We start from the raw sequence: 24,127 nt of genomic DNA, 5'->3' as shown, positions 1-24,127 counted from the left end.
GCAACTACTCCAGGCCGATCACTCCAGGCTGATCACTCCAGGCCGATGGAGAACGCAGCCTCGAGGTCGTGCCGGGAGTAGGACCGGAAGGCGATGTGCGTATCGGTCTCGAGCACCCCGGGGACCTTGTTGATCCGCCCGGCGATGACCTCGGCGATCTGCTCGAACTCCCGGACCCGGACGACCGCGATCAGATCGGTGTCGCCGGCCACCGAGTAGACCTCGCTCACGCCCTCCAGGTCGGCGACGGCCTGGGCCACCTCGGGGATGGCGTCGGTGGCCGCGTCGATCATGACGATGGCGGTGATCACGCCGGGGATGCTATCCGGGGCGGCACCCGGCCGCCTGCTCCGCGCGGCGTGGGGGAGACCCGGTCCGGCCGGGCCCGGGTGCCCAGCGACCGGCCGTCGGCGAAGGGCTCCCGCTCGCGGCGGCCGGCCTCCACCTGGTCCAGGAAGGCGCTGTAGGAGCCGGTGCCCGGGACCGGGCAGGCCAGCGTGCCGTCGACCTCGACGAGGCGGGTGCCGGGCTTCTCCATCCAGCGCAGCACGAGCTCGGTCTCGTCGACGGTCGCGGCCAGCTCGCCGTCGGGGGTCAGCGGCGTCTCGGCGGTGGCGAGCAGGCCGGCGAGCGTGTGCCGCACCGAGCTTCCGCGGGCCGCCCCACCGGCGGCCACCAGCCGGCCGCGGCGGACGATGGACAGGTGCCAGCCGCCGGCGCCGTCGGGCCGGGCGATCGTCAGCTGCGGGACGGCGGCCAGCGACTCCAGCCGCTGCCGGCGGCGCACGGCACGCACCAGGACGGCGATCCGGTCCCGCAGCACCGCGGCGTCCTCGAACCGCTCCTCGGCGGAGAGCCGCTCCACCCGGTCCAGCAGCGGTGCCAGCAGGGCGCGCGGGTCGGCGGCGACCGCGGCGCGCAGGACGGCGGCGATCTCGCCGTACTCCTCGACGGTCTGCGCCCCGGTGCACGGCGCGCCGCAGCGCCCCATGCCGGCGAGGGCGCACGCGGTGCCCAGGACCTTGAGCGACAGGCGTGGCGTGCACTGCCGCAACGGCAGGGACTCGTGGATCGCCGCGGCCGCCGCGTCGGCGGCCCGCCGGTCGGGGAAGGGCCCGAGGAAGACGCCGGCGCCGGGGCGGACACGGCGGACGATCGACAGCCGCGGGAAGACCTCGTCGGTCAGCCGGATCCACAGCGCGCGCTCGGGGAACCGCGACCGGCGGTTGTACCGGGGCTTGCACTCGGCGATCAGCCGCAGCTCGCGGACCGCGGCCTCGAGGTCGTGGGCGCAGGGGATCGCCTCGACGCGCCGGGCCAGGCCGACCATCTCGGTGATCCGGCTGCGCTGCTCGCTCGAGGAGAAGTAGCTGCGCACCCGGCTGCGCAGGTCGTTCGACGTCCCCACGTAGAGCGGCTCGTCCTTCGGTCCGCGGAAGACGTACACCCCGGGACCGCCGGGGACCGTGTCGGCCAGGTGCCGCTTGCGGCGCCGCTCGGGGTCGATCTGCCGGGTCAGGCCGGTGAGCTCCTCGAGCGAGGTGATGCCCAGCGGGCCGAGCCGCTCGAACAGGCCGTGGAGGACGTCGACGGTGGCGCGGGCGTCGGCCAGCGCCCGGTGGCAGGGGTCGGTGGTGGCGGAGAAGTAGGGGGCGAGGGTCGCCAGCTTGCAGTTGGGCACCTCGTCGCGGCTCAGCAGCCGCCGGGCGAGGATGGCGGTGTCGACCGACGCCGCCGCCGGCCAGGGGATGCCGCTCTCGGCGCACGCCGCCTTGAGGAAGCCGAGGTCGAACGGGGCGTTGTGGGCCACCAGCACCGCGCCCCGGGCGAACTCCAGGAAGGCGGGGAGGACCTCGGCGATCCGCGGCGCCGCGTAGACCATCGAGGTGGTGATGCCGGTCAGCACGCTGATGTAGGGCGGGATCTCGCGCCCGGGGTCGACCAGCGTCTGGAACTCGCCGAGCACCTCGCCGCCGCGGACCTTGACCGCGCCGATCTCGGTGATGGCGCTGTCCCGCGGGGACCCGCCGGTGGTCTCCAGGTCGACCACCACGAACGTCACCTCGGACAGCGGCGTGCCGAGCTCCTCGATCGTGGCCTGCACGTACCGCGGGCCGGGGTCGAAGCGGGGCGTCACCCCGTGGCCCCCGGCGTCGGCGACCCCGGTGACCCACCCGGGGGACGGAGCGGTGGACGGTGGCACGCGGCGGACGGTAGGTCGGGCCACCGACAGTCTCCGGGACCCACGCCGGACCCCTCCCGGCGCGGGCCGCGCGCCGGACGGGACCGCGCCGTCCCCCGCCCGGGCGAACGCGCTGGTCGCGGTGGCGCGGCACCGTGATGGGGGCCACCATGCACAGTCGGGGACCACGGGGGTCCCGCCCTGGCATGAGGTGATCGATGTCCCCGCGCACACGGTGGCGCGCCCGTCGTCCGTCGGTCGTCCTGCTCACGGTCGCCGCCGCGGCCGTCCTGGGCCTCGCCGGCCCGCTCGCCGGCACCGCCGTCGCGGCTCCGAGCGACCAGCCCGGTGGCACCACCGGGGTGCTGGACAGCGACGCCCTCGACGAGCTGCAGCAGCGGGCGGCGGAGGTCCAGGCCGATCTCCTGGCGCGCCAGGGCGAGGTGGTCGCCGCCGAGCAGGCGCTGGCCCGGGCCCGGGAGGACACGGCCGCGGCCGAGGCCGTCGTCGCCGAGTACGAGGCACAGCTGGCCGAGTACCAGGAGGTCGTGGCCGACTACGCCTCCGCCGTCTACCGCGACGGCGGTGCCCTCACCCCGCTCACGCTGCTGCTCAGCGGCGGCGAGCCGGGGGAGATCGTCGCCGCGATGGGCTACCTCGAGGCGGTGGACGCCCACGCGGCCGAGGTCGTGGGGGCGGCCGAGCAGCAGCGCCGCGCGGCGGTGGCCGAGCGGGACCGGGCCGCCGCGGCGCTGGCGCAGGCGCAGGCCCGGGCCGATCAGGTGGCGGCGGAGGTGCAGGCGCTGGAGGACGCCGCCACCGCGGTGACCGACGAGCTGGACGCCGCCCTCGGGGACGTCGACCGCCAGCTGGCGCAGCTGCAGCGCGAGCAGGTCGAGGTCAACGAGCAGACGGCGGCGAACTGGCGTGCCTACCTCGACGAGCTCGTCGCGGCCGGGATCACCCCGCCGCCGGCCGGCGAGCTGCTGGACCCGATCGCGGCCCTGCCCGCCGGTCTCGCGCCGGTCGGCTCGGTCGCCGGCGGAGCCCAGCCCGGGGCCGCCCAGCTGCCCCGCCAGCCCTCCTCGCTGCTGGTCCTGCCCCGCGAGGCGATCACGGCGGTCACCACGGTCATGGACCAGCTCGGGCTGCCCTACGCGCCCGGGACGGCCGGGCCGGAGTCCTACGACTGCGGGTCGCTGGTGCAGTCGGCCTACCGGGCCGCCGGGATCGAGCTGCCGGGGGACCAGGCGGGCCTGTTCGGGGTCACCCGTCCGATCGCGAACGAGGACGTGCTGCCCGGGGACCTGGTGTTCCTCGGCACCCCGGAGGCCGGCCTGGGGCACGTCGGCCTGGCTCTCGACACCCGCTCGATGCTCGCGGCGGACGGGCGGGCCGGAGCGGTCGTCGTCCGCTCGCTGCCGATGGACCAGGTCCTCATGATCGGCCGCCCCGCGCTCGGCCAGCGGCCGCCCGAGCCCGCACCCGGGGTGACCCCGGGTGCGCTGCGGGTCGAGTGCGGCAACAGCGTCTACCCGCCGAGCTACGACGGCGCGCGGTCGTGGGGCGGCTACCCGAACGGCCTGATCCCGCCGAGCGCGCTGTGCGAGATCGGCGCGGCGTCGCACTCGCTGCGCTGCGACGCCGCGGCGTCCTACCGCGCCATGAACGCCGCCTACACCGCGGCGTTCGGGTCGCCGATCTGCATCACCGACTCCTACCGCACCTACGCCAGCCAGGTCCGTCTGTACGGCCAGAAGCCGGCGCTGGCGGCGGTCCCCGGTACCAGCAACCACGGGTGGGGCCTGGCGGTCGACCTCTGCGGGGGGATCGAGGTCTTCGGGACACCGCAGTACCAGTGGATGGTCGCCAACGCGGGGCGTTTCGGCTGGTTGCACCCGACGTGGGCCGACCCCGGCAACGGCCGCGAGGAGCCCTGGCACTGGGAGTTCGCCGGCACCTGACCGGAACTGTCGGTGGGCGTGCCTAGCGTCGCTCTCACCGACGAGAGGACCGGGAGGGGAGCGACCGATGCTCATCGACTGCGACACCTGCACCGCCCGCGGCACCGGCTGCGCCGACTGCGTGGTCACGGTGCTGCTGGGGGTGCCGCCAGGCTGGCAGGACACCGATCCGGCCGTGGTGCCGATGACCCGCCGGGCGGCCCTCCCGGCACCCGAGGACCAGCCGTCCGAGACCGCCCCGCACGGGGTGGTCGTGGAGCTGGACGAGGTGGAGCGCCGCGCCGTCCGCGCGCTCGCTGAGGGCGGGCTGGTGCCCCCGCTGCGGCACCGGCCGGGCGGCAGCGAGGAGCACCGCGGTCACCGGCAGATCGGCTGACCGGCCCGTCGGCCGTCGTGTCGGTGACCCACCGGAGTGGCGACCGTGCGAATCGTGTCGATTCCCACAATCCACGCTCCCTCCGTTTGTCACATCTGGTCTGCCTCCGTACCGTGGGCCCGTCCGACCGGGTGGTCGTCGCCCCCTACGGGGTGACCTCGGCCGGACACCGCCGAGTCACCGCAGGTGTCCGTGCCGCCTCCGGGCGGCGGGAACGCCGAGGTGAGCCGGGGACCCACCGCAGCACTGGGGTGAGTTCTCGTGTGCGTCCTCGCGGCGCACGGAGATAGGGCACGTCTTCCCAGCCCGAACCCGTCAGCTAACTCGGTAGGCGGTTGCTGAGGAAGAACGGAGAGCCGCCGACCGTGGCGACGCCTCGCCCTGCCATGGGGCATGCACGAACTCAGCTCCATCCCGGTCAGACGACCGGTTCCCGCCGTCCCACCCACTCCCGCCGGTTCACCCGCGGCGCGCTCGTGGGGACCACCGCCGCCCTCGCGCTCACGGCGCTGCCCGGCACCGCGGCCGCCGAGCCCGGCACCGCGACGACGCCGCAGCAGGCGGCCCAGCTCGTCGCCGCTGCCAGCCACGAGCTGGAGGTGCTGAGCGAGCAGATCAACGAGGCCCGCGAGGTGCTCGCCCAGCAGCAGCAGGCGGCCGCCGCGGCCCACGCGGAGGTCGAGCAGACCCGGGTCGAGCTCGACGCGCTCGACGGGCAGATCCGCCAGGTGGCCCGCAGCGCCTACACCGGCACCGACGACAGCCTCGCCACGCTCGAGATGCTCATGACGAGCGACTCGGCCGAGGACTTCGTCAGCAGCCTGTCGATGCTGGACCAGATCGCCGGCCACACCACCGGTGTCCTGGACGACGTCTCCGCCGCCGCGCAGGAGGCCGAGCAGGCGCAGGCCGAGGCCGACGCCGCGCAGGCCGCCGCCCAGCAGACCCTGGACGACCTCAGCGCCCAGGAGGACCAGCTCGAGTCCGACATCGCCGAGTACCAGCGGCAGTACGCCGAGCTCACCGCGGCGCAGCAGCAGCAGGTGCAGCAGGCGGAGGCCACGCACAGCGGTGAGACCGTGGCGCCGGCCGCGGTGGCCCGTCCGGTGGCCGCCAGCGGTTCCGCGCAGGCCGCCGTCGACACCGCGCTGGCCCAGGTCGGTGACCGGTACGTCTGGGGCGCCGGGGGACCGGACGCCTTCGACTGCTCCGGCCTCACGCAGTACGCCTACGCCGCGGCCGGGGTCAGCCTCCCGCACTCCAGCCGAATGCAGTCCCAGATGGGCACCGCGGTCTCGCGGGCCGAGCTGCAGCCGGGGGACCTGCTGTTCTTCTACAGCCCGGTCAGCCACGTCGCGATGTACATCGGCAACGGCCAGATGGTGCACGCCTCCACCTCGAGCCAGCCGGTGAAGGTCGTCGGCATGGACTCCATGGGCGGCATCACCGCGATGCGCCGGATCGTCTAGTACCTGCAGGACGACGGGCCGATGACCTCACGGGAGGTCATCGGCCCGCTGTCGTTCCGGCCCCTCTGCAGAGGCCCTGCGAGGGGCGGGGGGCAGAGGGTCCTTCGCCTAAGCTCGGGTCGTGTCCGCCCGCCGGGCCGCGCTGGTGGCCGCGGTCGTCCTCGGTGCGGCCTTCGTCCTCGTCGTGGTGCTCCGCACCCCGTGGACCCTGTTGCCGGACCTCCCCGGTGGTCCCACCCCTCCCGACCCCACCGCCGGGCTGTCGCCCGAGGCCGTGACCCGGGCCGAGTCCTTCGCGGGCGCCCTCCGCCCGGCGTCGCTGGCCTCCCTGGTGCTGGGGCTGGCCGTGTCCGCCGTCCTGGGCCTCACCCGCCTCGGTGCCCGGCTGGTGCTGGCCGTCGCCCGGCCGCTGGGCGGCCGCTGGGTGTGGCAGGTGCTGCTGGGCACGCTCGCCCTCCTGGCGATCGGCCGGCTGGTCACGCTGCCGCTGGCCGCCTACGGGGAGGTGGTGCGGCACCGGTACGGCCTGTCGACCCGCAGCTGGCCGCTGTGGCTGCGCGACGTCGGCGTCTCGCTGGCGATCGACGCCGCGCTGACCGCCCTGGGCGTGCTACTGCTCGTCTGGCTGGTCCGGCGGGTACCGCGCTGGTGGTGGGCGTGGGCGGCGGGGGCGGCTGCCGCGCTCGTCGTCGTCGGGTCGTTCCTCTACCCGGTGGTCATCGAGCCGGCGTTCAACAGCTTCGCGTCCCTGCCGGCCGGTCAGCTGCGCACCGACCTGCTGGCGCTGGCGGAGGAGAACGGCACCCCCGTGGAGGACGTGCTCGTCTCCGACGCCTCGAGGCGGACGACGTCGCTGAACGCCTACGTCTCCGGGTTCGGCGGCACCCGGCGGATCGTCCTCTACGACACCCTCCTCGACCGGCTCCCCGACGACGAGATCGAGTCGATCGTCGCCCACGAGCTGGGCCACGTGGCCACCGACGACGTCCTCACCGGGACGCTGATGGGCGCGCTCGGCGCCGCGGCCGCGGTGGCCGGACTCGGCTGGCTGCTCACCTGGACGCCGCTGCTGCGGCGGGCCGGTGCCGAGTCGCCGGCGGACCCGCGCGTGGTGCCGCTGCTGCTGCTCCTGGTCTCCGCCGGCACGCTGCTGGCCACCCCGGTGCAGAACCTGGTCTCCCGGCAGGTGGAGGCCCGCGCCGACCTGCACGCCCTCGACCTCACCAACGACGCGGAGGCCTTCATCCGGATGCAGGAGCGGCTGGCGACCACCAACCTGTCCGATCCCGACCCCCCGGCGGCGTGGCGGTGGTTCTTCGGGTCCCACCCGACCAAGGCCCAGCGGGTCGCGTTCGCCGAGGACTGGCTGCGGGCGGGGGAGCGGTGAGCCGGACGCTCGTCGTGACCAACGACTTCCCACCCCGCCAGGGCGGCATCCAGACCTTCGTCGCGGCGCTGCTGGCCCGCCGCCCGCCGGAGTCGCTGGTGGTGCTGGCCTCCCGCTCTCCCGGCTGGGAGGCCCACGACGCCGCACTGCCGTACCCGGTGGTCCGCCGTCCCACCGCGATGCTGCTGCCGACCCGCGCGACCGCCCGCGCGGCCGTCGACCTCGCGCGCCGCCACGGCTGCGACCGCGCGGTCTACGGGGCGGCCGCCCCGCTGGGCCTGCTCGCGCCCGCGCTGCGCTCGGCCGGCGTGCGGCACCAGCTGGGCATCACCCACGGCCACGAGACCGGCTGGGTCGCCGTGCCGGGTGGACGGCAGCTGATGCGCCGGATCGCCGCCGACCTCGACGTCGTGACCTACATCAGCGACTACACCCGGAGCCGGCTGGAACCGGCGCTCGGTGGCCGGGGCCGGCTGGCGCAGCTGTCCCCGGGCGTCGACGTCGAGGTCTTCTCCCCGGCGGTCGACGGCAGCGCCGTCCGCGAGCGGCACGGCCTGGGGGACGCCCCCGTGGTCGTGTGCGTCTCGCGGCTCGTCCCGCGCAAGGGGCAGGACGTCCTCGTCGCCGGCTGGTCCCGGGTGCTGGCCCGGCACCCGGGCGCCCGGCTGCTGCTGGTGGGCGGCGGGCCGCAGGAGTCCGCGCTGCGGCGTGCGGTGGCCGCGCGCGGCCTGGAGGGCTCCGTCGTCCTCACCGGGCCCGTGCCGCCGGACCGGCTGCCGGAGCACTACGCCGCCGGCGACGTCTTCGCCATGCCCTGCCGGACCCGGCGCGGCGGGCTCGACGTCGAGGGGCTCGGCATGGTCTACCTCGAGGCGGCGGCGTGCGGCCTGCCCGTCGTGGCCGGCACCTCCGGCGGGGCACCGGAGGCCGTGCGGGACGGCGTCACCGGCTCCGTCGTGCCCGACCCCCGCTCGCCGGAGGCCGTGGCCGACACGGTCGCCGCGCTGCTCGACGACCCGGCGCGCGCCCGCGCGATGGGGCGGGCCGGGCGCTCCTGGGTGGAGGAGCGCTGGTCCTGGACCCGGATCGCCGAGACCTTCGCCGACCTGCTCGACCCGGGAACGCACTGAGGCCCGCTCCGCGGGTGCGGAGCGGGCCCCCGTGGCGAGCGGGTCCTCATCGCGTGTAGAGCGACTCGACCTCGCCGTCGAACTCCTTGAGCACCACGTTGCGCTTCAGCTTGAGGCTCGGGGTGAGCATCCCGTTGTCCTCGGTGAAGTCGGTCGTCAGCACCTTGTACTTCTTGATCGCCTCGGCCTGCGAGACCGCCTTGTTGGCGTCGGCCACCGCGGCGTCGATCTCCGCCTTCACGTCGGCGTCGTCGACCAGGTCGGCGAGCTTGCTGTCGGCCGGCTTCCCCTTGGACTCGAGCCACTGGGGGAGCGCCTCCTCGTCGAGGGTGATCAGGGCCCCGATGAAGGGCCGCTGGTCGCCGACGACGATGCACTGGCTGACCAGCCGGTGCGCGCGGAGCCGGTCCTCCAGGACGGCGGGGGCGACGTTCTTGCCGCCCGCGGTCACGAGGATCTCCTTCTTGCGGCCGGTGATCTTCACGAAGCCGTCGGCGTCGATCTCGCCGATGTCACCGCTGTGGAACCAGCCGTCGGCGTCGATGGCCTCGCTGGTGGCCTGCTCGTTCTTCCAGTACCCGCGCATGACCACGCCGCCGCGGATGAGGATCTCGCCGTCGTCGGCGATCGCGAACGCCACCCCGGGCAGCGGCCGGCCGACCGTGCCGATGCGCAGCGCGTCGTCGTGGTTGACCGCCGCGGCCGCCGTCGTCTCGGTGAGGCCGTAGCCCTCGAACACCGGGACGCCGATGCCGCGGAAGAAGTGGCCCAGCCGCTCGCCGAGCGGCGCGCCGCCGGAGATCGCCCCGAGGCACTGGCCACCGAGCGCGGCGCGCAGCTTGCCGTAGACGAGCTTGTCGAACAGCGCGTGCTGGGCGCGCAGCGCCAGGCCCGGGCCGCCGGTGTCCTGCGCGCGGGACCAGTCGATGGCGACCTGCGCCGCCTTGTCGAAGATCTTGCCCTTGCCGTCGCCCTCGGCCTTCGCCTTGGCCTGGTTGTAGACCTTCTCGAAGACGCGCGGGACGGCCAGCACGAACGTCGGCTTGAAGGCGCCGAGGTCCTCGACGAGGTTCTTCACGTCCGGGGTGTGGCCGATGACCGTGCGGGTCTTGATGGCGCCGACCTGCAGCACGCGGGCGAGGACGTGCGCGAGCGGGATGAACAGCAGCAGGGAGCCCTGCACGTTCATGAACCGGCCCAGCAGGCTCATGCCGTTGCCGATCTCGAACAGGAAGTTGCGGTGCGTGAGCTCGCAGCCCTTCGGCCGGCCGGTGGTGCCGCTGGTGTAGATCAGCGTCGCGAGGCTGTCGGCGTCCAGGGTCGCCCGGCGGGCGTCCAGCTCGTTGTCGGGCACGTCGGCCCCGGCGGCGGTGAGCGTGCCGAGGGCGTCGTCCTCGATGACGTAGACCGGGCCGAGGGCGGGCGCCTGGTCGCGGACGGAGTCCACCGCCGAGGCGTGCTCGCCCTTCTCCACGACCATGGCGGTCGCGCCGGAGTCGGAGAGGATCCAGGCCACCTGGTCGGCGCTCGAGGTCTCGTAGACCGGGACGACGACCGCTCCGGCCGTCCAGATCGCGAAGTCCAGGACCGTCCACTCGTACCGGGTCTTGGCCTGCAGGGCCACGCGGTCGCCGGCCTGGACGCCCGCGGCGATCAGGCCCTTGGCGACGCCGCGAACCTGCTCGCCGAACTCCCGCCAGGTCACGTCCTCCCAGCGGCCGTCCCGCTGGATGCGCAGGCCGACCTCGTCCCCGTGCAGGGAGACGTTCTCCGCCAGCATGTCGGTCAGGGCCTCGTCCGGCCCCACCTCGGTCGTCGCCGGGACGCTGAACTCGCGCACGCCTGGTCCTCTCTCCCCGTACCGGGCTCCGGGCACCGTCGCCCGGTGCGCCCCGGTCGGGACGTCTGGCCTGCAAATCTATCCTCTGGGGGCTACCGGTGAGTAGCTGAGGCGGGCGTCCCACCGGGGCAGGGGACGCCGGAGCGGTTAGCCTGCTCCGCATGGCCGACCAGTCCACCCAGTCGATCGTCGTCGAGGCGCCCGCTGCCGACGTGATGGCGGTCATCGCCGACTTCGACGCCTACCCCACGTGGGTCGGGGCCGCCAAGCGGGTCGAGGTGCTCGAGACCGGCCCCGACGGGCGGGCCAAGCGGGTGCACTTCGTGCTCGACGCCGGTGCGGTCAAGGACGACTACGTCCTCGACTACACGTGGGAGGGCGACCGCCGCGTCTCCTGGACCCTCGTCAAGGGCCAGATGCAGAAGCGCCAGGAGGGCTCGTACACGCTCGTCGAGTCCGACGGCCGCACCGACGTCACCTACGCCATCACCATCGACCTCTCCATCCCCATGCTCGGGATGATCAAGCGCAAGGCGGAGAAGGTCATCCTCGACACCGCGCTCAAGGAGCTCAAGAAGCGCGTCGAGGGCTGATCCGGCGTGACCACCCTGCTCGTCACCGGCCCCGGCGGGGCCGGGACCTCCACCCTGTCGGCGGCCCTGGCCGTCCGTGCCGCCCGCGCCGGTCGCAGCACCGCCCTGGTCTCGCGGCGACCGGTGGACGTCGGGGAGGTCGAAGGGCTGCGGATCGTCGTCCCCGACCCGCAGCAGGGCTTCGAGGAGCTGTGGGGATCGGTCGGCCCGGCGCTGTCCGGTGCCCTGCCCGACCTCGCGCTGCCGCCGGCCAGCTCCGTCGTCGCGCCGCCCGGTGCCGCCGAGGTGGCGCTGCTGGCGGAGCTCGCCCGCGTCGAGGCCGACGTCGTGGTCCTCGACGCCGGCCCCCTGGACGCCGCGCTCGCGCTGCTGGCGCTGCCCGGAGCGCTGCGCTGGTGGCTCGGCCAGGCCCTGCCCACCCGGCTGCGGATGCTCGGTGCGGTGCGGACCGCCGCGGTGCGCACCGGAGCCGTCCGCTCCGGCCCGGTGGACGCCGTCCTGTCGGCCGTGCCGGTGGTCGAGCGGCTGCTGTCCCGGGTCGACCTCGGCGACCCGGCGAGCACCGAGGTGCGCCTGGTGACGACCCCGCGGGCCGCGTCGGTCGAGGCGGTGCGCGACGCCCTCCCGGTCCTGGCGCTGCACGGCCAGCGGCCGGTCGCCGTCCACGTGCGGGTGCTGCCGGAGGACGGGGCCGGCGAGTGGTGGGCGGCCCGGACGGCCGAGCAGGCCGGCGCCCTGACGGCGCTCGCCGACCTGGCCCCCGTGGCCCGGGTGCCGGAGCGGGCCTGCACCCCTGCGGACGCCGACGACCTGGCCGCCCTCCTGACCGGCGACGAGCCGGAGCCCCCGCACGGGCTCGAGGTCCCCGCGCCGGTGCGGGTGGCCGGTGGCTGGCAGCTCGCCGTCCCGCTGCCCTTCGCCCGCCGCGGTGCCCTCGGGCTGACCCGGTGGGACGACGACCTCGTGCTCACCGTGGGCGGTGCCCGCCGGTCGCTGCGGCTGGACGCGCTGCTGCGTCGCTGCCTGGTCACCGGCGGCTCGCTGGTCGACGCCGGTACCGCCGGGGCACGCCTCGTCATCGACTTCGCACCCGATCCGCAGCAGTGGCCGGCCGACCTGCTGGCCGCCGAGGGGAGCACCGCATGACTCCGGGCAACGACTGGCTCGACCAGGCGCGGCGGCTGGTGGCCGGGCTGGGACAGACCCTCGCCGCCGGTGCCGCGGCGCCGTCCGAGCACCCGGCCGGGGAGACCGGCGCCGAGCACGCCGCCGACTGCCGCTGGTGCCCGCTGTGCCAGGCGGTCGCGGTGCTGCGCGGGGAGCGGCCGGAGCTCACCGCGGCGCTGGCCGACGCGCTCTCCTCGGCGGCCGCCGCGCTGCGCACCCTGGCCGAGCCGCCGGCCCCGGCCGGGACCGCTCCCGAGGCCGGGCCCGACGAGACCCCCTCGGGCCCGGCGGTGCAGCACATCGAGATCGCCTGACGGTGACGCGGCCCGACCCGGCGGGGCCCGCCGTCGGGGTCGACATCGGCGGCACGAAGGTCGCCGGAGGGCTGGTCACCGCCGACGGGGCGGTGCTCCGCACGGCACGGCGCGGCACGCCCGGGGGGTCCCCGGTGGAGACCGAGGACGCGATCGTCGCGGTGGTCGAGGAGCTCACCGGCGCCGCCGACGAGGCGCCGGTGGGCGTGGGGGTCGGCGCGGCCGGCTGGTTCGACCGCAGCGGCGACACCGTGCTGTTCAGCCCGCACCTGGCCTGGCGGAACACCGCGCTGCGGCGCGACCTGGGCCGGCGCCTCGAGCTGCCGCTGTGGGTGGGCAACGACGCCGATGCCGCCGCGTGGGCGGAGTACCGCTTCGGAGCCGCGCGGGGAGCGCAGCTGGCGCTGGTGATCACGCTCGGCACCGGGATCGGCGGGGGCATCGTGCTCGACGGCCGGCTCCAGCGTGGCGCGCACGGTGTGGCGGGGGAGTGGGGGCACATGCGGGTGGTGCCCGACGGCCGGTTGTGCGCCTGCGGCAACCGGGGCTGCTGGGAGCAGTACGCCAGCGGCACCGCCCTCGTCCAGACCGCCCGGGAGATCGCGCACAACTCGCCGGCGGTGGCGGCCGGGCTGCTGGAGCGGGTCCCGGGCGGGGCCGCCGAGCTCACCGGCGAGGTCGTCGCGCAGGCGGCCGCGGAGGGGGACGCGCTGGCCCGCGAGCTGGTCGCGGAGGTCGGGCACTGGCTGGGCCAGGGCATCGCCGACCTGTCGGCGGTCCTGGACCCCGACGTCGTCGTCATCGGGGGCGGCGTCAGCGCGCTCGGCGAGGCGGTCCTGGGGCCGGCCCGCGAGCGGCTGCAGCGGGCGCTGCCCGGACGGGGGTTCCGTCCCGGGCCCGAGGTGGTGGCCGCCGCGCTGGGCCCGCAGGCCGGCCTGGTCGGCGCCGCCGACCTCGCGCGGTCGGAGACCGTCCCCGGTTAGACCACGGCCCCGTCGTCGCCGTCCTCGACGGAGCGCTCGCGCATCCGGGACACCAGCAGCGCGACACCGCCGACGACGGCCGCCACCCCCAGGACGAGGCCGACGTCGAGGGTCAGCCCGAGCACGCCCGGCGCGACCACCAGCAGCGCACCGGCGGCGATGAGCAGGGCGGCGTAGAGGACGTGCGGCGAGGGCAGCCCGACCGGCGGGGCCGGCGGGGGCTCGAAGTGCTCGTCGGGCCGGTCGAGGACCGGCACCTCGTGCGGCGTCGGCGGGGGCAGGTCGGCGGGCGGGCGGTCGGCCGGCGGGAGGTTGACGGGGACCCGGCCGTTCTCCGCCTCGAAGGCCGACACGATCCGCGCCCACTCGGCGTCCTCGTCGACCTCGCGCCGGGGCGCCGGCCGCGCGGGCGCCGGCGGGTGCTCGTCCGCGTGCTGCTCGACCAGCTCCCGGCCCTCGCGGACCCGGGTCCGGTCGACGAACAACCGGTCGCTGGGCGGGCTGGGGAGGAAGACCGTGCGGGTGTAGGGGCCGACGTCGGTGGCCGGTTCCAGGTAGGCGGGGATCCCGGCCTCGCGCAGGACGTCGAGCAGGTGCTCGCCCACGCGCGGGTCGACGTCGCGCAGCGGCGACCAGAGCGCGGCGTCCAGGCCGTTGTCCCGCCGCCCCCGGCCGCGGCGCGGCCCGGTCACGAGCCGGCTCCCGGCGCCGGGAACCGCTCGCGCAGCCACGCGACCGTCCGGTCGAAGATCATCGGCGCGTCGTTGTCGAGCGTCGCCACGTGGTAGCTGTCCTCCAGCAGGACCTCGGTGGCGTCGGTGCTGCCCACCCCGGCGAGGAGCACCCGCACCGAGGCCGGCTCGACGACGTGGTCGGTGACGCTGCGGAAGACCAGCAGCGGGGCGGTCACGCGGGCGAGGTCGGCACGGGTCGCCGTCCACAGCCGGCGCAGCCCCAGCACCGCCCGGGTGGGCAGCGTGGCGTAGGCCCGCTCGTCGACACCGGGCTTCTTGATGTCGTTGGCGATGGCCTTCCAGCGCGGCGTCAGCCGGGCCAGCAGCGGCAGCAGCTTGGCGTCCAGCCGCTCGGTCAGCAGCGACGGGTTGACCAGCACCAGCGCGGCGACGTCGTCGGGCCGCAGCTCGGCCAGCCGGATCGCCAGCGTGCCGCCCATCGACAGGCCGGCGACGACCACCCGGTCGCACTCGGCGCGCAGCTCGTCGAGCGCGCCGGTGACCGCGGCGACCCAGTCCTGCTCGGTGGTCAGGTTCGCGTCCTGCCAGCGGGTGCCGTGCCCGGGCAGCAGCGGGGCGCGGACGGCGAAGCCCGCGGCGGCCAGGTGCTCCCCCCAGGGACGCATGCTGAACGGCGACCCGGTGAAGCCGTGGAGCAGCAGGACGCCGGTGCCGCCGCCGTCCGGCCCGCCGGCGAAGGCGAAGGGCTCCGCGCCGGGGACGACGGTCGACGGGCCGCTGGCGGACGGGGTGGGTGGCACGGATCTCCTCGGCGTGCGGGCCGCCGGGCCCGGCAGCGGTCGCGGTACGGGGACGGGCGGATTGTCCTTCCGCCGCGCGGCTCCCTAGTCTGACAGTCCGGCGAGGGAGGCGTGTTGTTCTACTGGTTCCTCAAGTTCGTGGGCATCGGCCCGTGGGTGACTCTGGCCTGCCGGCCCGAGGCCCACGGGGTGGAGAACGTGCCCCGCGCCGGGGCGGCGATCCTGGCGAGCAACCACCTCTCCGCCGCGGACTGGGTCTTCATGCCCCTGCAGCTGCGCCGGCGGGTGACGTTCCTGGCCAAGGCGGAGTACTTCACCGGGACGGGCGTCAAGGGCTTCCTGCAGCGGGCGTTCTTCTCCGGCGCGGGCCAGGTGCCCATCGACCGGTCCAGCGCGTCGGCGGCCGAGGACGCGATCCGCACCGGTGTCCGCATCCTGCAGGACGGCAAGCTGCTGGGGATCTACCCGGAGGGGACGCGCTCGCCGGACGGCCGGCTGTACCGCGGGAAGATCGGCGTCGCCCGCATGGCGCTGGAGACCGGCGTGCCCGTCGTGCCGGTCGCGATGATCTACCAGGAGCGGAACATGCCCGTCATCGGCCGGCACCTGCCGAAGGTGTGCGTGAAGTTCGGCCGCCCGCTGGACTTCAGCCGTTACGAGGGGCTGGCCGGCGACCGCTTCGTCGAGCGCTCGGTGACCGACGAGATCATGTACGAGGTCATGACGCTGTCCGGCCAGGAGTACGTCGACGTCTACGGCGCCCAGGTGAAGAAGTCGATGGACACCACCGGGGTCAGCGCGTCGGAGGCGGTCAGCCGCCTGCAGCCGCCGGCGACCGAGGCCGCCGACCGGGCCCCCGAGACCCTCGCCAGCTAGCTGTACCGACGGGGGCTCAGGGCTCCGTCAGCCGGTCGAGGAACGCGCGGAGCAGGTCGACGAGCTCGGTGCGCTCCATCGTGGGCTCGCGGACCCACTGGTCGACGAGCTCCTCGGTGAAGGCGAACCACGCCCGCAGCAGCTGACGCCGGCGCGGGTCGTCGGGCAGGCCCAGCGCGGTGAGCGACAGGTCGACCAGCTGCTCGCGGGTCTGCTCGTAGATCTCGGCGACCCACGGGTCGCCGGCCGCCGCGCCGCGGACGAACGACAGGTGCGCGTCCCGGTAGGTCTCCACCCAGCCGACGTAGCGCTCGAGCATGCCGGTGGCCTGCTCGTCGGCCGGCAGTCCCGGGCGGGGGGACAGGTGCTCCAGCAGGACGTCGGCGGCCGCTCGCGTCACCGCCGTGTAGTAGTCGCGCTTGGTGGCGAAGTAGTGGAACAGCAGGCTGCGGCTGATGCCGGCCCGCCGGGCCACCTCGTCGATGGTGAGCTCCTGCACCGGGGTCCCCGGCAGCAGCTCCAGCCCGATCGCCACGAGCTGGGCACGCCGGTCCCCGGCCGACCGGCGGGCGCGCGGCGGGGGAGGAGCGGCGACCACGGCGTCCCCGCTCAGGCGGCGACCCGGTCGGCCGCGGCGGTGAGCAGCCGGCCGAGGGCGTCGACGACCAGCTGCGGCCGCTCCTGCAGGAGCATGTGGCCGGTGCGCGGCTCGACGTGCAGGACGGCGTCCGGGAGCGACTCGGCGAGCTTCCGGCTGTGCTGCACCGGCGTGAGCTTGTCGCTGGTGCCGACGAGGATCTCCACCGGCACGCGGGCCAGCGCGGCGAGCTCGGTGCGCTTGTCGTGGTCGCCGAGCGCCGGGTAGAAGACCGCGAAGGCCCGCACGGTCGTGGCGTGCATGATCTCCGCGCCCTCGCGGACCATCTCGTCGGTCGCGTCGGCGCCGTAGAGCAGCCCGCGGACGATCTTCTGGTGCTGCCGGCTCCCCGGCGGGGTCAGCTTCCGCAGCCCCTCGATGACCCGGGCACCGCCCACGGCCACGGCGACCAGCCCGGGCGCGAAGCGGCGGGCCAGCTTCTCCTTGGCGGTGCCCGCTGGTGGGCCGAGCTCGCCGGCCGACGTCGACACCAGCAGCGTGCCGCGCACGCGGTTCCCGAACAGCTCCGGCCGGGCGGCGGCCAGGCACATGATCGTCATGCCGCCCATCGAGTGGCCGGCGACGACCACGGGCCCGCGCGGGGCGATCTGGTCGAGCACGCAGCCCATGTCCAGGCCGAGCCGGTCGATGGTCACCGCGGCCGGGTCGTCGTCGCCGGGAGCCCAGGTCGACCGGCCGTGGCCGCGCTGGTCGTAGCGCACCAGGCGGAGCTCGCCGGCGGCGATCCGCGGGACGAGCTCCCCGACCGGGTCGTCCCAGGAGGCCTGCGACAGGGTCCAGCCGTGGGCGAGGACCAGGGTGACGGGGGCGTCGTCGGAGCCGTCGATCGTGGCGTGCAGGACCGCGCCGTCGTCGGTGCGGACGGCGGCCGTCCGCCGCTCACGGGTCTGCGTGCTGGTCACGCCGCCACCTCCGGGGTGCGCTCGGCCGCCGGGGTGCCGACGTAGTTCTCGCGGTCCAGCCGCCGGGTCATCCGCCGGAACCGAAAGGTGAAGTCCGGCCACAGGGTGGTGTTGTGCCCGTGGGAGTCCAGGTACCAGGAGGCACAGCCGCCGGCGAGCCAGACGGTGTTCTTCGACTTGGCGGCGATCAGCTCCCGGTACGCCCGCTGGGCCTCCGGCGTCGTCTCCAGCACCGCGAGGCCCTCGGCGGCCATGGTCTGCAGGGCGTCGTCGACGTAGGCGATCTGCGACTCGATCATGTAGACCATCGACGTGTGGCCGACGCCGACGTTCGGCCCGACCAGCAGGAACAGGTTCGGGAAGCCGGCCACGGTGGTGCTGCGGTTGCTCACCATCCCGTCGGCCCACACCTCGGCCAGCGTGCGGCCCTCGCGGCCGGTGATCCGCTCGGCGATCGGCAGGTCCGTGACGTGGAAGCCGGTGGCCAGGACGAGGGTGTCGGTGGGGCGCTCCAGGCCGTCACGGGTGACGATCGAGTGCGGCCGGATCTCCGCGATCCCCGCGGTCACGAGCTCGGCGTTGGGCGCCGACACCGCCGGGTAGTAGTCGTTGCTGATGAGGATCCGCTTGCAGCCGATCGTGTAGTCCGGCGTCAGCGCCGCCCGCAGCTTCGGGTCGCGGACCTGGCGGGTCAGGTGGGCCTTGGCCAGCCTCCCGACCGGCTGGAGGAACCGCCGGCGCTTGGCCATGCCGACGACGAGGAACTCGCGGACGACGTAGAGGAAGGCGCGGACCAGCTTCTGGAAGCCGGGCAGCCAGCGGTAGAGGCGCTGCATCCACGGCTTCACCGGGTGGTCGGTGCGCGGCACGATCCAGGGCGGGGTCCGCTGGTAGACGGCGATGCTGTCGACCTGCGGCTGGATCGCCGGGACGATCTGGATGGCCGAGGCGCCGGTGCCGATGACGGCGACGCGCTCACCGGTGAGGTCGTGGTCGGCGTCCCACCGGGCGGAGTGCATGACGGTGCCGGCGAACGAGTCCAGCCCGGGGATGTCGGGGTAGGTGGGGTCGGCCAGCGCGCCGGCCGCCGAGACCAGCACGGTCGCGCGGAACTCGCCGGCGGTCGTGGAGACCACCCACTGGCGGGCGGCGTCGTCCCACCGGGCGCCGGTGACCTCGGCGCCGAAGACGCACTTCTCGCGGATGCCGTACCGGTCGGCCGTGGCCAGCAGGTAGGCCTGAATCTCCGGCTGCTCCGAGTAGGACCGCGGCCAGTCCGGGTTCGGGGCGAAGGAGAACGAGTAGAGGTTGGACTGCACGTCGCAGGCCGCACCCGGGTAGTGGTTGTCCCGCCAGGTGCCGCCGACGTCGTCGGCGCGTTCGAGGAGGACGACGTCGTCCTCCCCGCGGCGGCGCAGGGCGATGGCCATCCCCAGGCCGGCGAAGCCGGTCCCGATGATCGCCACCCGCACCGTCCGCACGGCGCCGTCGGTGTCGGGCCGGTTCTCGAGCGTGCTGGTCACCGTGGGGAGCTCCCGTCCTCGGCTTGCTGAGCAACGGTCAAGAAGCTACAACGGCTGTTGAGCAGTGCTCAACACGAGTGCACCGCGTTCCCGCCGACCGCCCTGGAGTCCCCGATGGCGCTTCTGTCCCGCACGCGCACGCCCCTCGCCGGCACGACCGTGCTGATCACCGGCGCAGCCCGTGGCATCGGTGCGGCGCTGGCCCGCAAGGCCGCCGCGCGGGGCGCCCGCGTCGCGCTCGCGGGCCTGGAGCCCGAGCTGCTGGCCCAGGTGGCCGACGAGCTCGGGCCCGAGCACCTGTGGGTGGAGTGCGACGTGACCGACCCGGCCGCGCTGGAGACGGCGGTGCAGCGGGTGGTCGACACCTTCGGCGGGCTCGACATCGTCGTCGCCAACGCCGGCATCGCGCCGCTGACGACGGTGATGACCAGCTCCGCGCACGCCCTGGCGCGGACGATCGAGGTCAACCTGATCGGCACGATGCTCACGGCTCACGCGGCGCTGCCCGAGATCGCGAAGCGCAGGGGGCACGTGCTCCTGATCAGCTCCGCCGCCGCGTTCACCGTGCTCCCCGGCATGAGCGCCTACTGCGCGTCGAAGGCGGGCGTGGAGCGGTTCGGCGACGCGCTGCGGCTGGAGGTCGCCCACCGCGGCGTCACCGTCGCGAGCGCCCACCCCACCTGGATCGACACCGACATGGTCCGCGACACCGAGGCGGCCCTGCCGACCTTCGCCGAGACCCGCAAGCGGCTGCCCGGGCCGCTGGGCGCCTTCACCTCGGTGGAGGCCTGCGCGCAGGCGCTGGCCGACAACCTGGAGACCCGCGGTCGCCGGGTGTTCGTGCCCCGCTCGGTCGGCTCGGTCGCCGCGCTGCGCCAGGTGGTCACCGGGGCGATCTCCGAGAAGCTGATGTCCCGCATCGCGGCGACGGCGGTGCCGCAGCTCGAGCGCGACATCGAGGCGCTGCAGGGCCGGGAGTTCGGCAGCTCGTCGGTCGGCGGGCAGCGACCCTCCGCGTAGGAGCCGCTCGCCGGGCCGGGACGGGTTGCGTCCAACACACTGGACGCGTGACCGTGGACCCCACCGGCCTGGCGTACGCCGCGGCGGGGGTCGCGACGCTCCTGGCCGCCCTCCTGCCGCGGGTGCTCAGCCGGGCGCCGCTGTCCATGCCGATGGTCTTCGTCGGGATCGGGGTGCTCGGCTTCGCGCTCGCCGGGGACCTGCCCTCGCCCGACCCCCTGGAGCACGGCACCGTCACGGTGCACCTCACCGAGCTCGTCGTCCTCGTCTCGCTCATGGGGGCCGGTCTCGCGCTGGACCGCCCGCTGGGCTGGCGGCGCTGGTCGACGACCTGGCGGCTGCTCGCGATCACGATGCCCCTGTCCATCGTCGCCATGGCGCTGCTCGGGAGCTGGCTGCTCGGCCTGGGCGCGGCGGCGGCGATGCTGCTGGCGGCCGCGCTCGCGCCCACCGACCCGGTCCTGGCGAGCGAGGTGCAGGTCGCCGAGCCCACCGAGGACGTGGAGAGCGAGGACGAGGCCCGGTTCGCGCTGACCTCGGAGGCGGGTCTCAACGACGGGCTGGCCTTCCCCTTCACCTACGCCGCCATCGCCGTCGCGGCGGCGGGGCTGGCTCCCGGGGGCTGGCTGGGGGAGTGGCTCCTGGTCGACGTCCTGTGGCGGCTCGCCGCCGGGATCGGGACGGGCATCGCCGTGGGCTGGGGGCTGCGTGCGCTGTTCTTCTCCCGGCCCGCCGAGCGGGTCGGGCTGGCGGAACGGGCCGAGGGGTTCATCGCGCTGGCCGGCATCGCGCTGGCCTACGGCCTCGCCGAGCTCATCGGTGGGTACGGCTTCGTCGCGGTGTTCGTCTGCGCCTGCACGGTGCGCGCCGCCGAGCGGGCGCACGGCCGGCACCAGGTGCTGCACGCCTACGTCGAGCAGCTCGAGCGGCTGCTCACCGTCGTCGTCCTCGTGCTGGTGGGCGGCGCTGTCGCGCGCGGGGTGCTGTCCGGCGTCGGCTGGGAGGAGTTCGTCTTCGCCGCGGTCTTCCTGCTCGTCGTCCGGCCGGTCACCGGCTGGCTGGCCCAGCTGGGCGGGGACACCGGCCGCTGGGAGCGCAACGCGATCGCCTTCTTCGGCGTCCGCGGGGTCGGATCGCTGTACTACCTCGCCTACGGCCTGGAGGAGGCCGACATCCCCGGCGCCGAGCAGCTCTGGCGGGTCACCGTCCTGGTCGTGCTGGGCTCGGTCGTCGTGCACGGGGTCTCGGCCGGCCCGGTGATGCTCTGGCTGGACCGGCGGCGGGCCCGGCGCGCCCGACAGGTGCACGGCACCGAGGACAAGGCGCCCGTCACCGCCGTCTGATGCAAGGACCCCCTCACCCCCCGGCCCTCGCACGCTCGAGCCGGGCCCCTGCGAGCGGGCCTCACGCAGGAACTGCCGCCTGCTCGGCCACGTCGCGGAGCAGCTCGGCGTCCTCGGGGAGCAGGTAGCCGTCCGCCTCGGCGGCGTCGACCGCCTCGACCCAGGCCGAGACGAAGCCGTCGTGGTCGCCGTAGAGCGCCGTCAGCTCCTCGGTGGTCAACGGCACCGTGGTGCCGAACAGCCGGCAGAAGCGCTGCAGCTGGTCGGGCTCGCCCGCGGGCTGACCCAGGCCGCTCAGCCGGGCGACCGGCGCGTCGACGGCGGGCGTGCGGATGCCGCCGCGGACGATGCCCTGCTCGTCGAGGGCGTACTCCGGGGCGGCCGGGTCGGTGCTGACCGTCTCCAGGCGGGGGGCGCTCGGCGGCGGGGTACCGGTGCGCACCCACTCGTCCAGGGCGGCCAGCGCGGCCCGGAGCACGTAGGTCTGCGGGCCGGCGTTGACCGGCAGCGCGCAGGTGAGGACGGAGACCGCGTTCGTGCTCGGGTTCCGCATGTCCTCGAACCACGCGGCGACGCCCGCGGCGTCCCCGGTGTCGCCGGCTCCGGTGGCCAGGCCGTACATGTCGAAGTGCGCCGTCCCGGCGACCTCCCACAGCCGGTAGACGTCGCTGTCCTCCTGGCGCGCCTGCAGTGCCTGGGCGTCCGTCTCGGTCTGGAACACCAGCACCGGGACGTCGAGGTCCTCCCGCAGCCGGGTCGGCGTCGGGGCGTCGACCTGCGGCAGCGGGGCCTGGGAGAGCGCGGCGCCGGCGCCGAAGCGGCTGTGCACGAGGAAGCCGTCGAAGACGCCGACCAGCGGGTGCACCGCGTTGACGTAGGTGAGCAGCCGGAAGGCCGACTGGGACGCGCCGATGGCCAGCACCCGCTCGGGCTCCAGCCCGGCGAGCAGGGTGTCCGCCTCGAGGCGCACGGCCTGCCCGGCCTGGGAGTACATGTCGTAGGAGTAGCTGTCGCCCGGGTGGGAGAGCTCGGAGTACCGCTCCGGGTCGGCGTTCCTCGTCGCGTCGAGGCCGGTCTGCTGCGCGGACACCGCCACGTGCACGTAGCCGCGCCGGAGCAGCTCGACGTGGGTGAGCATGAGGTCCGGCGAGGCGTCGACCCCGCCGGAGACGTTGAGCCACTCCACGACGGCGGTGCCGTTGAAGTCGCCGGCGTCGGTGGGCCGGGTGACGACGACCCGGGTCGTGTAGGCCGCTTCCGACGACGGCTCGACGCTCCAGTCGCCGTCGGGGGAGAGCTCCCCGGTCGGGCTGTAGGCCGTGGCCGTGCCCGACAGCAGGTACTCGACCTGCTCGTAGCCCTGGGCGGCGTAGTCGATGGTCGGGTTCGAGGCGAGGGTGAACCCGTCGGGGAGCGGCTCGGAGACCGTGGCCTCGGCGACGGTGGGGGTGCGCGGCGCGGCGCTGGGGGCGGAGGTCTGCGCGGCGTCGTCGCTCCCGTCGTCGTCGGTGCCGGTGCACCCGGTCGCGACCACGGCGAGGCACCCCAGGGCGAGGACGAGACGTCTCACTGCGCACTCCCCGTGCGTCGGACGACTCGACACTGAGCCGTGTTCAGCGCGGAACGTAGCAGCGGTGTGGGTGCCGGTCGAGGACGAGCCGCTCAGGGTGCGACCGGCGGCCCCACGCGGGCGCGGAGGACCCCGCCGAGCAGCAGCGATCCCAGCCCGGCGACCACCACGGCCAGCAGCGCGATCCGCAGCCCGGCGGCGTCGGCCAGGACGCCGATCACCGGGGGCGAGAGCAGGAAGCCGATGCGGAGCAGCCAGTTGACGACCGCCAACCCGGTGCCCCGGCGCAGCCCGGGCAGCTCGTCAGCGGCGTGGTAGACCGCCGGGATGAGGGTGGCGACGCCCAGTCCCGCCAGGGCGAAGCCGGCCAGGGTGCTCGGCACCGAGGGGAGCGCCAGTGCCAGACCCATGCCCACGGCGATGACGGCCCCGCCCGCCTGGGCCACGCGGCGCTGCCCGAAGCGGTCGACGACCCGGTCGCCGGTGAGCCGGCCGATCGTCATCGCGCCCTGCAGCGCGACGAACCCGAGTCCCGCCAGCGCGGCACCCGCGCCCAGCTCGGTGCGCAGGTAGAGAGCGCTCCACGAGGCCCCGGCGTCCTCGACGATCGCGCCGCACACACCCAGCACGCCCAGCGCCGCCATGGCCAGGACGGCGGTCCGCCGGACGGCCCTGGCGGCGGAGCCGGCGGCCGGCTCCGGCTCGGGGTCGCGGTCGGCGTCGTCGTCGCCGGGCAGCATCGCCCGGGAGGCGGCTCCCGCGACGAGACCGAAGAGCACCGCGGAGGTCGCGAGGTGCACGGGAAGCGGCACCTCGAGACCGGCCGCCACCGAGCCGAGCAGACCGCCGCAGACCGCGCCGATGCTCCAGTAGGCGTGGAAGGCGTTGAGGATCGACCGCCGGTAGAGCCGCTGCACGCGCAGGCCGTGCGCGTTCTGGGCGACGTCGATGACCGCGTCGAGCGCCCCGGCGACGAGCAGTGCGGCCGCGAGAGCCGCCCAGCTCGGCGCCACCGCCACGCCGAACAGGGCGATGCCCAGGAGAGCCAGCCCCCAGGTCGCCACCCGGGCGGACGTGAACCGGCGGATCAGCGCGGCGGAGGACAGCGCGGCCAGCAGGGCGCCCAGCGGCATGGCCGCCAGGGCCGCCCCGAGCGAGGCGTTGCTCAGCCCCAGTTCGGCCTTGATGTCCGGGAGGCGGGGCACCACGTTGGCGTAGAAGACCGCGTCGAGGAAGAAGCACGCGGCGACGGCGACCCGGGCGCGGCGCAGCTGGGAGGGGACGGGAGCGAGGTCGGACGACATGCGGGGAGGTCCTCGGGGTGGCGTCGGCGGG

General features: G+C 75.1%; 22 protein-coding genes and 1 riboswitch. Of the genes, 12 read left to right on the top strand and 10 right to left on the bottom strand.

The window, feature by feature from the left end; genetic code table 11:
* Window positions 1-32: 32 nt before the first annotated feature.
* Window positions 33-311: an Lrp/AsnC family transcriptional regulator gene (locus tag DQ240_RS06595; protein WP_113838797.1), complete on the bottom strand. Its 279-nt coding sequence runs from the start codon at window positions 309-311 to the stop codon at window positions 33-35.
* The gene (locus DQ240_RS06590; protein ID WP_233498549.1) at window positions 308-2,203 is read right to left on the bottom strand and encodes a DEDD exonuclease domain-containing protein; all 1,896 of its coding nucleotides are present in this window, start codon (window positions 2,201-2,203) and stop codon (window positions 308-310) included. Before DQ240_RS06590 ends, DQ240_RS06595 begins: the two co-directional genes overlap by 4 nt.
* A gap of 197 nt (window positions 2,204-2,400) precedes the next feature.
* On the opposite strand from DQ240_RS06590, the gene DQ240_RS06585 reads away from it, so the two are divergent.
* The 5 genes from DQ240_RS06585 (at window position 2,401) to DQ240_RS06565 (ending at window position 8,508) form a co-directional block, all read left to right on the top strand.
* Window positions 2,401-4,146, top strand: a complete 1,746-nt coding sequence (locus DQ240_RS06585) for an NlpC/P60 family protein (protein ID WP_113838796.1) — start codon at window positions 2,401-2,403, stop codon at window positions 4,144-4,146.
* A 67-nt stretch (window positions 4,147-4,213) separates the two neighbouring features.
* On the top strand, window positions 4,214-4,522 hold the full coding sequence (locus DQ240_RS06580) for a hypothetical protein (RefSeq protein ID WP_113838795.1): 309 nt from the start codon (window positions 4,214-4,216) through the stop codon (window positions 4,520-4,522).
* A gap of 205 nt (window positions 4,523-4,727) precedes the next feature.
* Window positions 4,728-4,871: riboswitch (cyclic di-AMP (ydaO/yuaA leader) on the top strand.
* 127 nt (window positions 4,872-4,998) lie between these two features.
* A complete protein-coding gene (locus DQ240_RS24385) occupies window positions 4,999-5,991 on the top strand; it encodes a C40 family peptidase (RefSeq protein WP_304548897.1) in 993 nt (330 codons plus the stop codon).
* Window positions 5,992-6,112: 121 nt separating this feature from the next.
* Window positions 6,113-7,378 (top strand): M48 family metallopeptidase, encoded by a 1,266-nt coding sequence (locus DQ240_RS06570; RefSeq protein WP_113838793.1) that lies wholly within the window; start codon window positions 6,113-6,115, stop codon window positions 7,376-7,378.
* Window positions 7,375-8,508 carry a glycosyltransferase family 4 protein gene (locus DQ240_RS06565; RefSeq protein ID WP_113838792.1) on the top strand — a complete coding sequence of 378 codons (1,134 nt, stop codon included), beginning with the start codon at window positions 7,375-7,377 and terminating at the stop codon, window positions 8,506-8,508. The genes DQ240_RS06570 and DQ240_RS06565 overlap by 4 nt, the downstream gene beginning before the upstream one ends.
* A 46-nt stretch (window positions 8,509-8,554) precedes the next feature.
* On the opposite strand, the gene DQ240_RS06560 is transcribed toward DQ240_RS06565, so the two are convergent.
* Window positions 8,555-10,348 carry a long-chain fatty acid--CoA ligase gene (locus DQ240_RS06560; protein WP_113838791.1) on the bottom strand — a complete coding sequence of 598 codons (1,794 nt, stop codon included), beginning with the start codon at window positions 10,346-10,348 and terminating at the stop codon, window positions 8,555-8,557.
* Between the two features lie 161 nt (window positions 10,349-10,509).
* On the opposite strand from DQ240_RS06560, the gene DQ240_RS06555 reads away from it, so the two are divergent.
* The 4 genes from DQ240_RS06555 to DQ240_RS06540 are packed head-to-tail and all read left to right on the top strand — an operon-like array spanning window position 10,510 to window position 13,405.
* Window positions 10,510-10,941 carry an SRPBCC family protein gene (locus DQ240_RS06555; protein WP_113838790.1) on the top strand — a complete coding sequence of 144 codons (432 nt, stop codon included), beginning with the start codon at window positions 10,510-10,512 and terminating at the stop codon, window positions 10,939-10,941.
* A gap of 6 nt (window positions 10,942-10,947) precedes the next feature.
* Complete coding sequence (locus DQ240_RS06550; RefSeq protein ID WP_113838789.1) at window positions 10,948-12,087, top strand: ArsA-related P-loop ATPase; 1,140 nt, start codon at window positions 10,948-10,950, stop codon at window positions 12,085-12,087.
* Entirely contained in the window at window positions 12,084-12,422 is a 339-nt protein-coding gene (locus tag DQ240_RS06545; RefSeq protein ID WP_113838788.1) for a hypothetical protein, read from the top strand. The genes DQ240_RS06550 and DQ240_RS06545 overlap by 4 nt, the downstream gene beginning before the upstream one ends.
* Window positions 12,423-12,424: 2 nt before the next feature.
* Window positions 12,425-13,405: an ROK family protein gene (locus tag DQ240_RS06540; RefSeq protein ID WP_113838787.1), complete on the top strand. Its 981-nt coding sequence runs from the start codon at window positions 12,425-12,427 to the stop codon at window positions 13,403-13,405.
* Here the strand turns inward: DQ240_RS06540 and DQ240_RS06535 are convergent.
* The gene (locus tag DQ240_RS06535) at window positions 13,402-14,097 is read right to left on the bottom strand and encodes a hypothetical protein (RefSeq protein WP_113838786.1); all 696 of its coding nucleotides are present in this window, start codon (window positions 14,095-14,097) and stop codon (window positions 13,402-13,404) included. The two genes, DQ240_RS06540 and DQ240_RS06535, sit on opposite strands and share 4 nt — an antisense overlap.
* On the bottom strand, window positions 14,094-14,900 hold the full coding sequence (locus DQ240_RS06530; protein ID WP_113838785.1) for a carboxylesterase: 807 nt from the start codon (window positions 14,898-14,900) through the stop codon (window positions 14,094-14,096). The genes DQ240_RS06535 and DQ240_RS06530 overlap by 4 nt, the downstream gene beginning before the upstream one ends.
* 111 nt (window positions 14,901-15,011) lie before the next feature.
* Here DQ240_RS06530 and DQ240_RS06525 point away from each other — a divergent pair, with 111 nt between their 5' ends.
* Window positions 15,012-15,776, top strand: a complete 765-nt coding sequence (locus DQ240_RS06525; protein ID WP_233498548.1) for a 1-acyl-sn-glycerol-3-phosphate acyltransferase — start codon at window positions 15,012-15,014, stop codon at window positions 15,774-15,776.
* Window positions 15,777-15,792: 16 nt separating this feature from the next.
* Here the strand turns inward: DQ240_RS06525 and DQ240_RS06520 are convergent, their stop codons facing one another.
* The 3 genes from DQ240_RS06520 to DQ240_RS06510 are packed head-to-tail and all read right to left on the bottom strand — an operon-like array spanning window position 15,793 to window position 18,859.
* Entirely contained in the window at window positions 15,793-16,374 is a 582-nt protein-coding gene (locus tag DQ240_RS06520) for a TetR/AcrR family transcriptional regulator (protein WP_199589117.1), read from the bottom strand.
* 11 nt (window positions 16,375-16,385) lie between these two features.
* Entirely contained in the window at window positions 16,386-17,336 is a 951-nt protein-coding gene (locus tag DQ240_RS06515; RefSeq protein WP_158548558.1) for an alpha/beta fold hydrolase, read from the bottom strand.
* Window positions 17,333-18,859 (bottom strand): NAD(P)/FAD-dependent oxidoreductase, encoded by a 1,527-nt coding sequence (locus tag DQ240_RS06510; RefSeq protein ID WP_113838783.1) that lies wholly within the window; start codon window positions 18,857-18,859, stop codon window positions 17,333-17,335. Before DQ240_RS06510 ends, DQ240_RS06515 begins: the two co-directional genes overlap by 4 nt.
* A gap of 114 nt (window positions 18,860-18,973) precedes the next feature.
* Here DQ240_RS06510 and DQ240_RS06505 point away from each other — a divergent pair, with 114 nt between their 5' ends.
* Window positions 18,974-19,879, top strand: coding sequence for an SDR family oxidoreductase (locus DQ240_RS06505; RefSeq protein ID WP_113838782.1), 906 nt, complete (start codon window positions 18,974-18,976; stop codon window positions 19,877-19,879).
* Between the two features lie 47 nt (window positions 19,880-19,926).
* Window positions 19,927-21,222 carry a cation:proton antiporter gene (locus DQ240_RS06500; RefSeq protein WP_199589115.1) on the top strand — a complete coding sequence of 432 codons (1,296 nt, stop codon included), beginning with the start codon at window positions 19,927-19,929 and terminating at the stop codon, window positions 21,220-21,222.
* Window positions 21,223-21,283: 61 nt separating this feature from the next.
* Here DQ240_RS06500 and DQ240_RS06495 read toward each other — a convergent pair whose 3' ends face one another.
* On the bottom strand, window positions 21,284-22,792 hold the full coding sequence (locus tag DQ240_RS06495; RefSeq protein WP_199589113.1) for an alpha/beta hydrolase domain-containing protein: 1,509 nt from the start codon (window positions 22,790-22,792) through the stop codon (window positions 21,284-21,286).
* A 92-nt stretch (window positions 22,793-22,884) separates the two neighbouring features.
* A complete protein-coding gene (locus tag DQ240_RS06490) occupies window positions 22,885-24,096 on the bottom strand; it encodes an MFS transporter (RefSeq protein WP_113838781.1) in 1,212 nt (403 codons plus the stop codon).
* Window positions 24,097-24,127 lie beyond the last annotated feature (31 nt).

It is taken from the genome of Blastococcus sp. TF02A-26 (genome assembly GCF_003319125.1).
In the GTDB taxonomy this organism is placed as follows: domain Bacteria; phylum Actinomycetota; class Actinomycetes; order Mycobacteriales; family Geodermatophilaceae; genus Trujillonella.
This window is presented reverse-complemented; position numbering and strand designations above follow the sequence as displayed.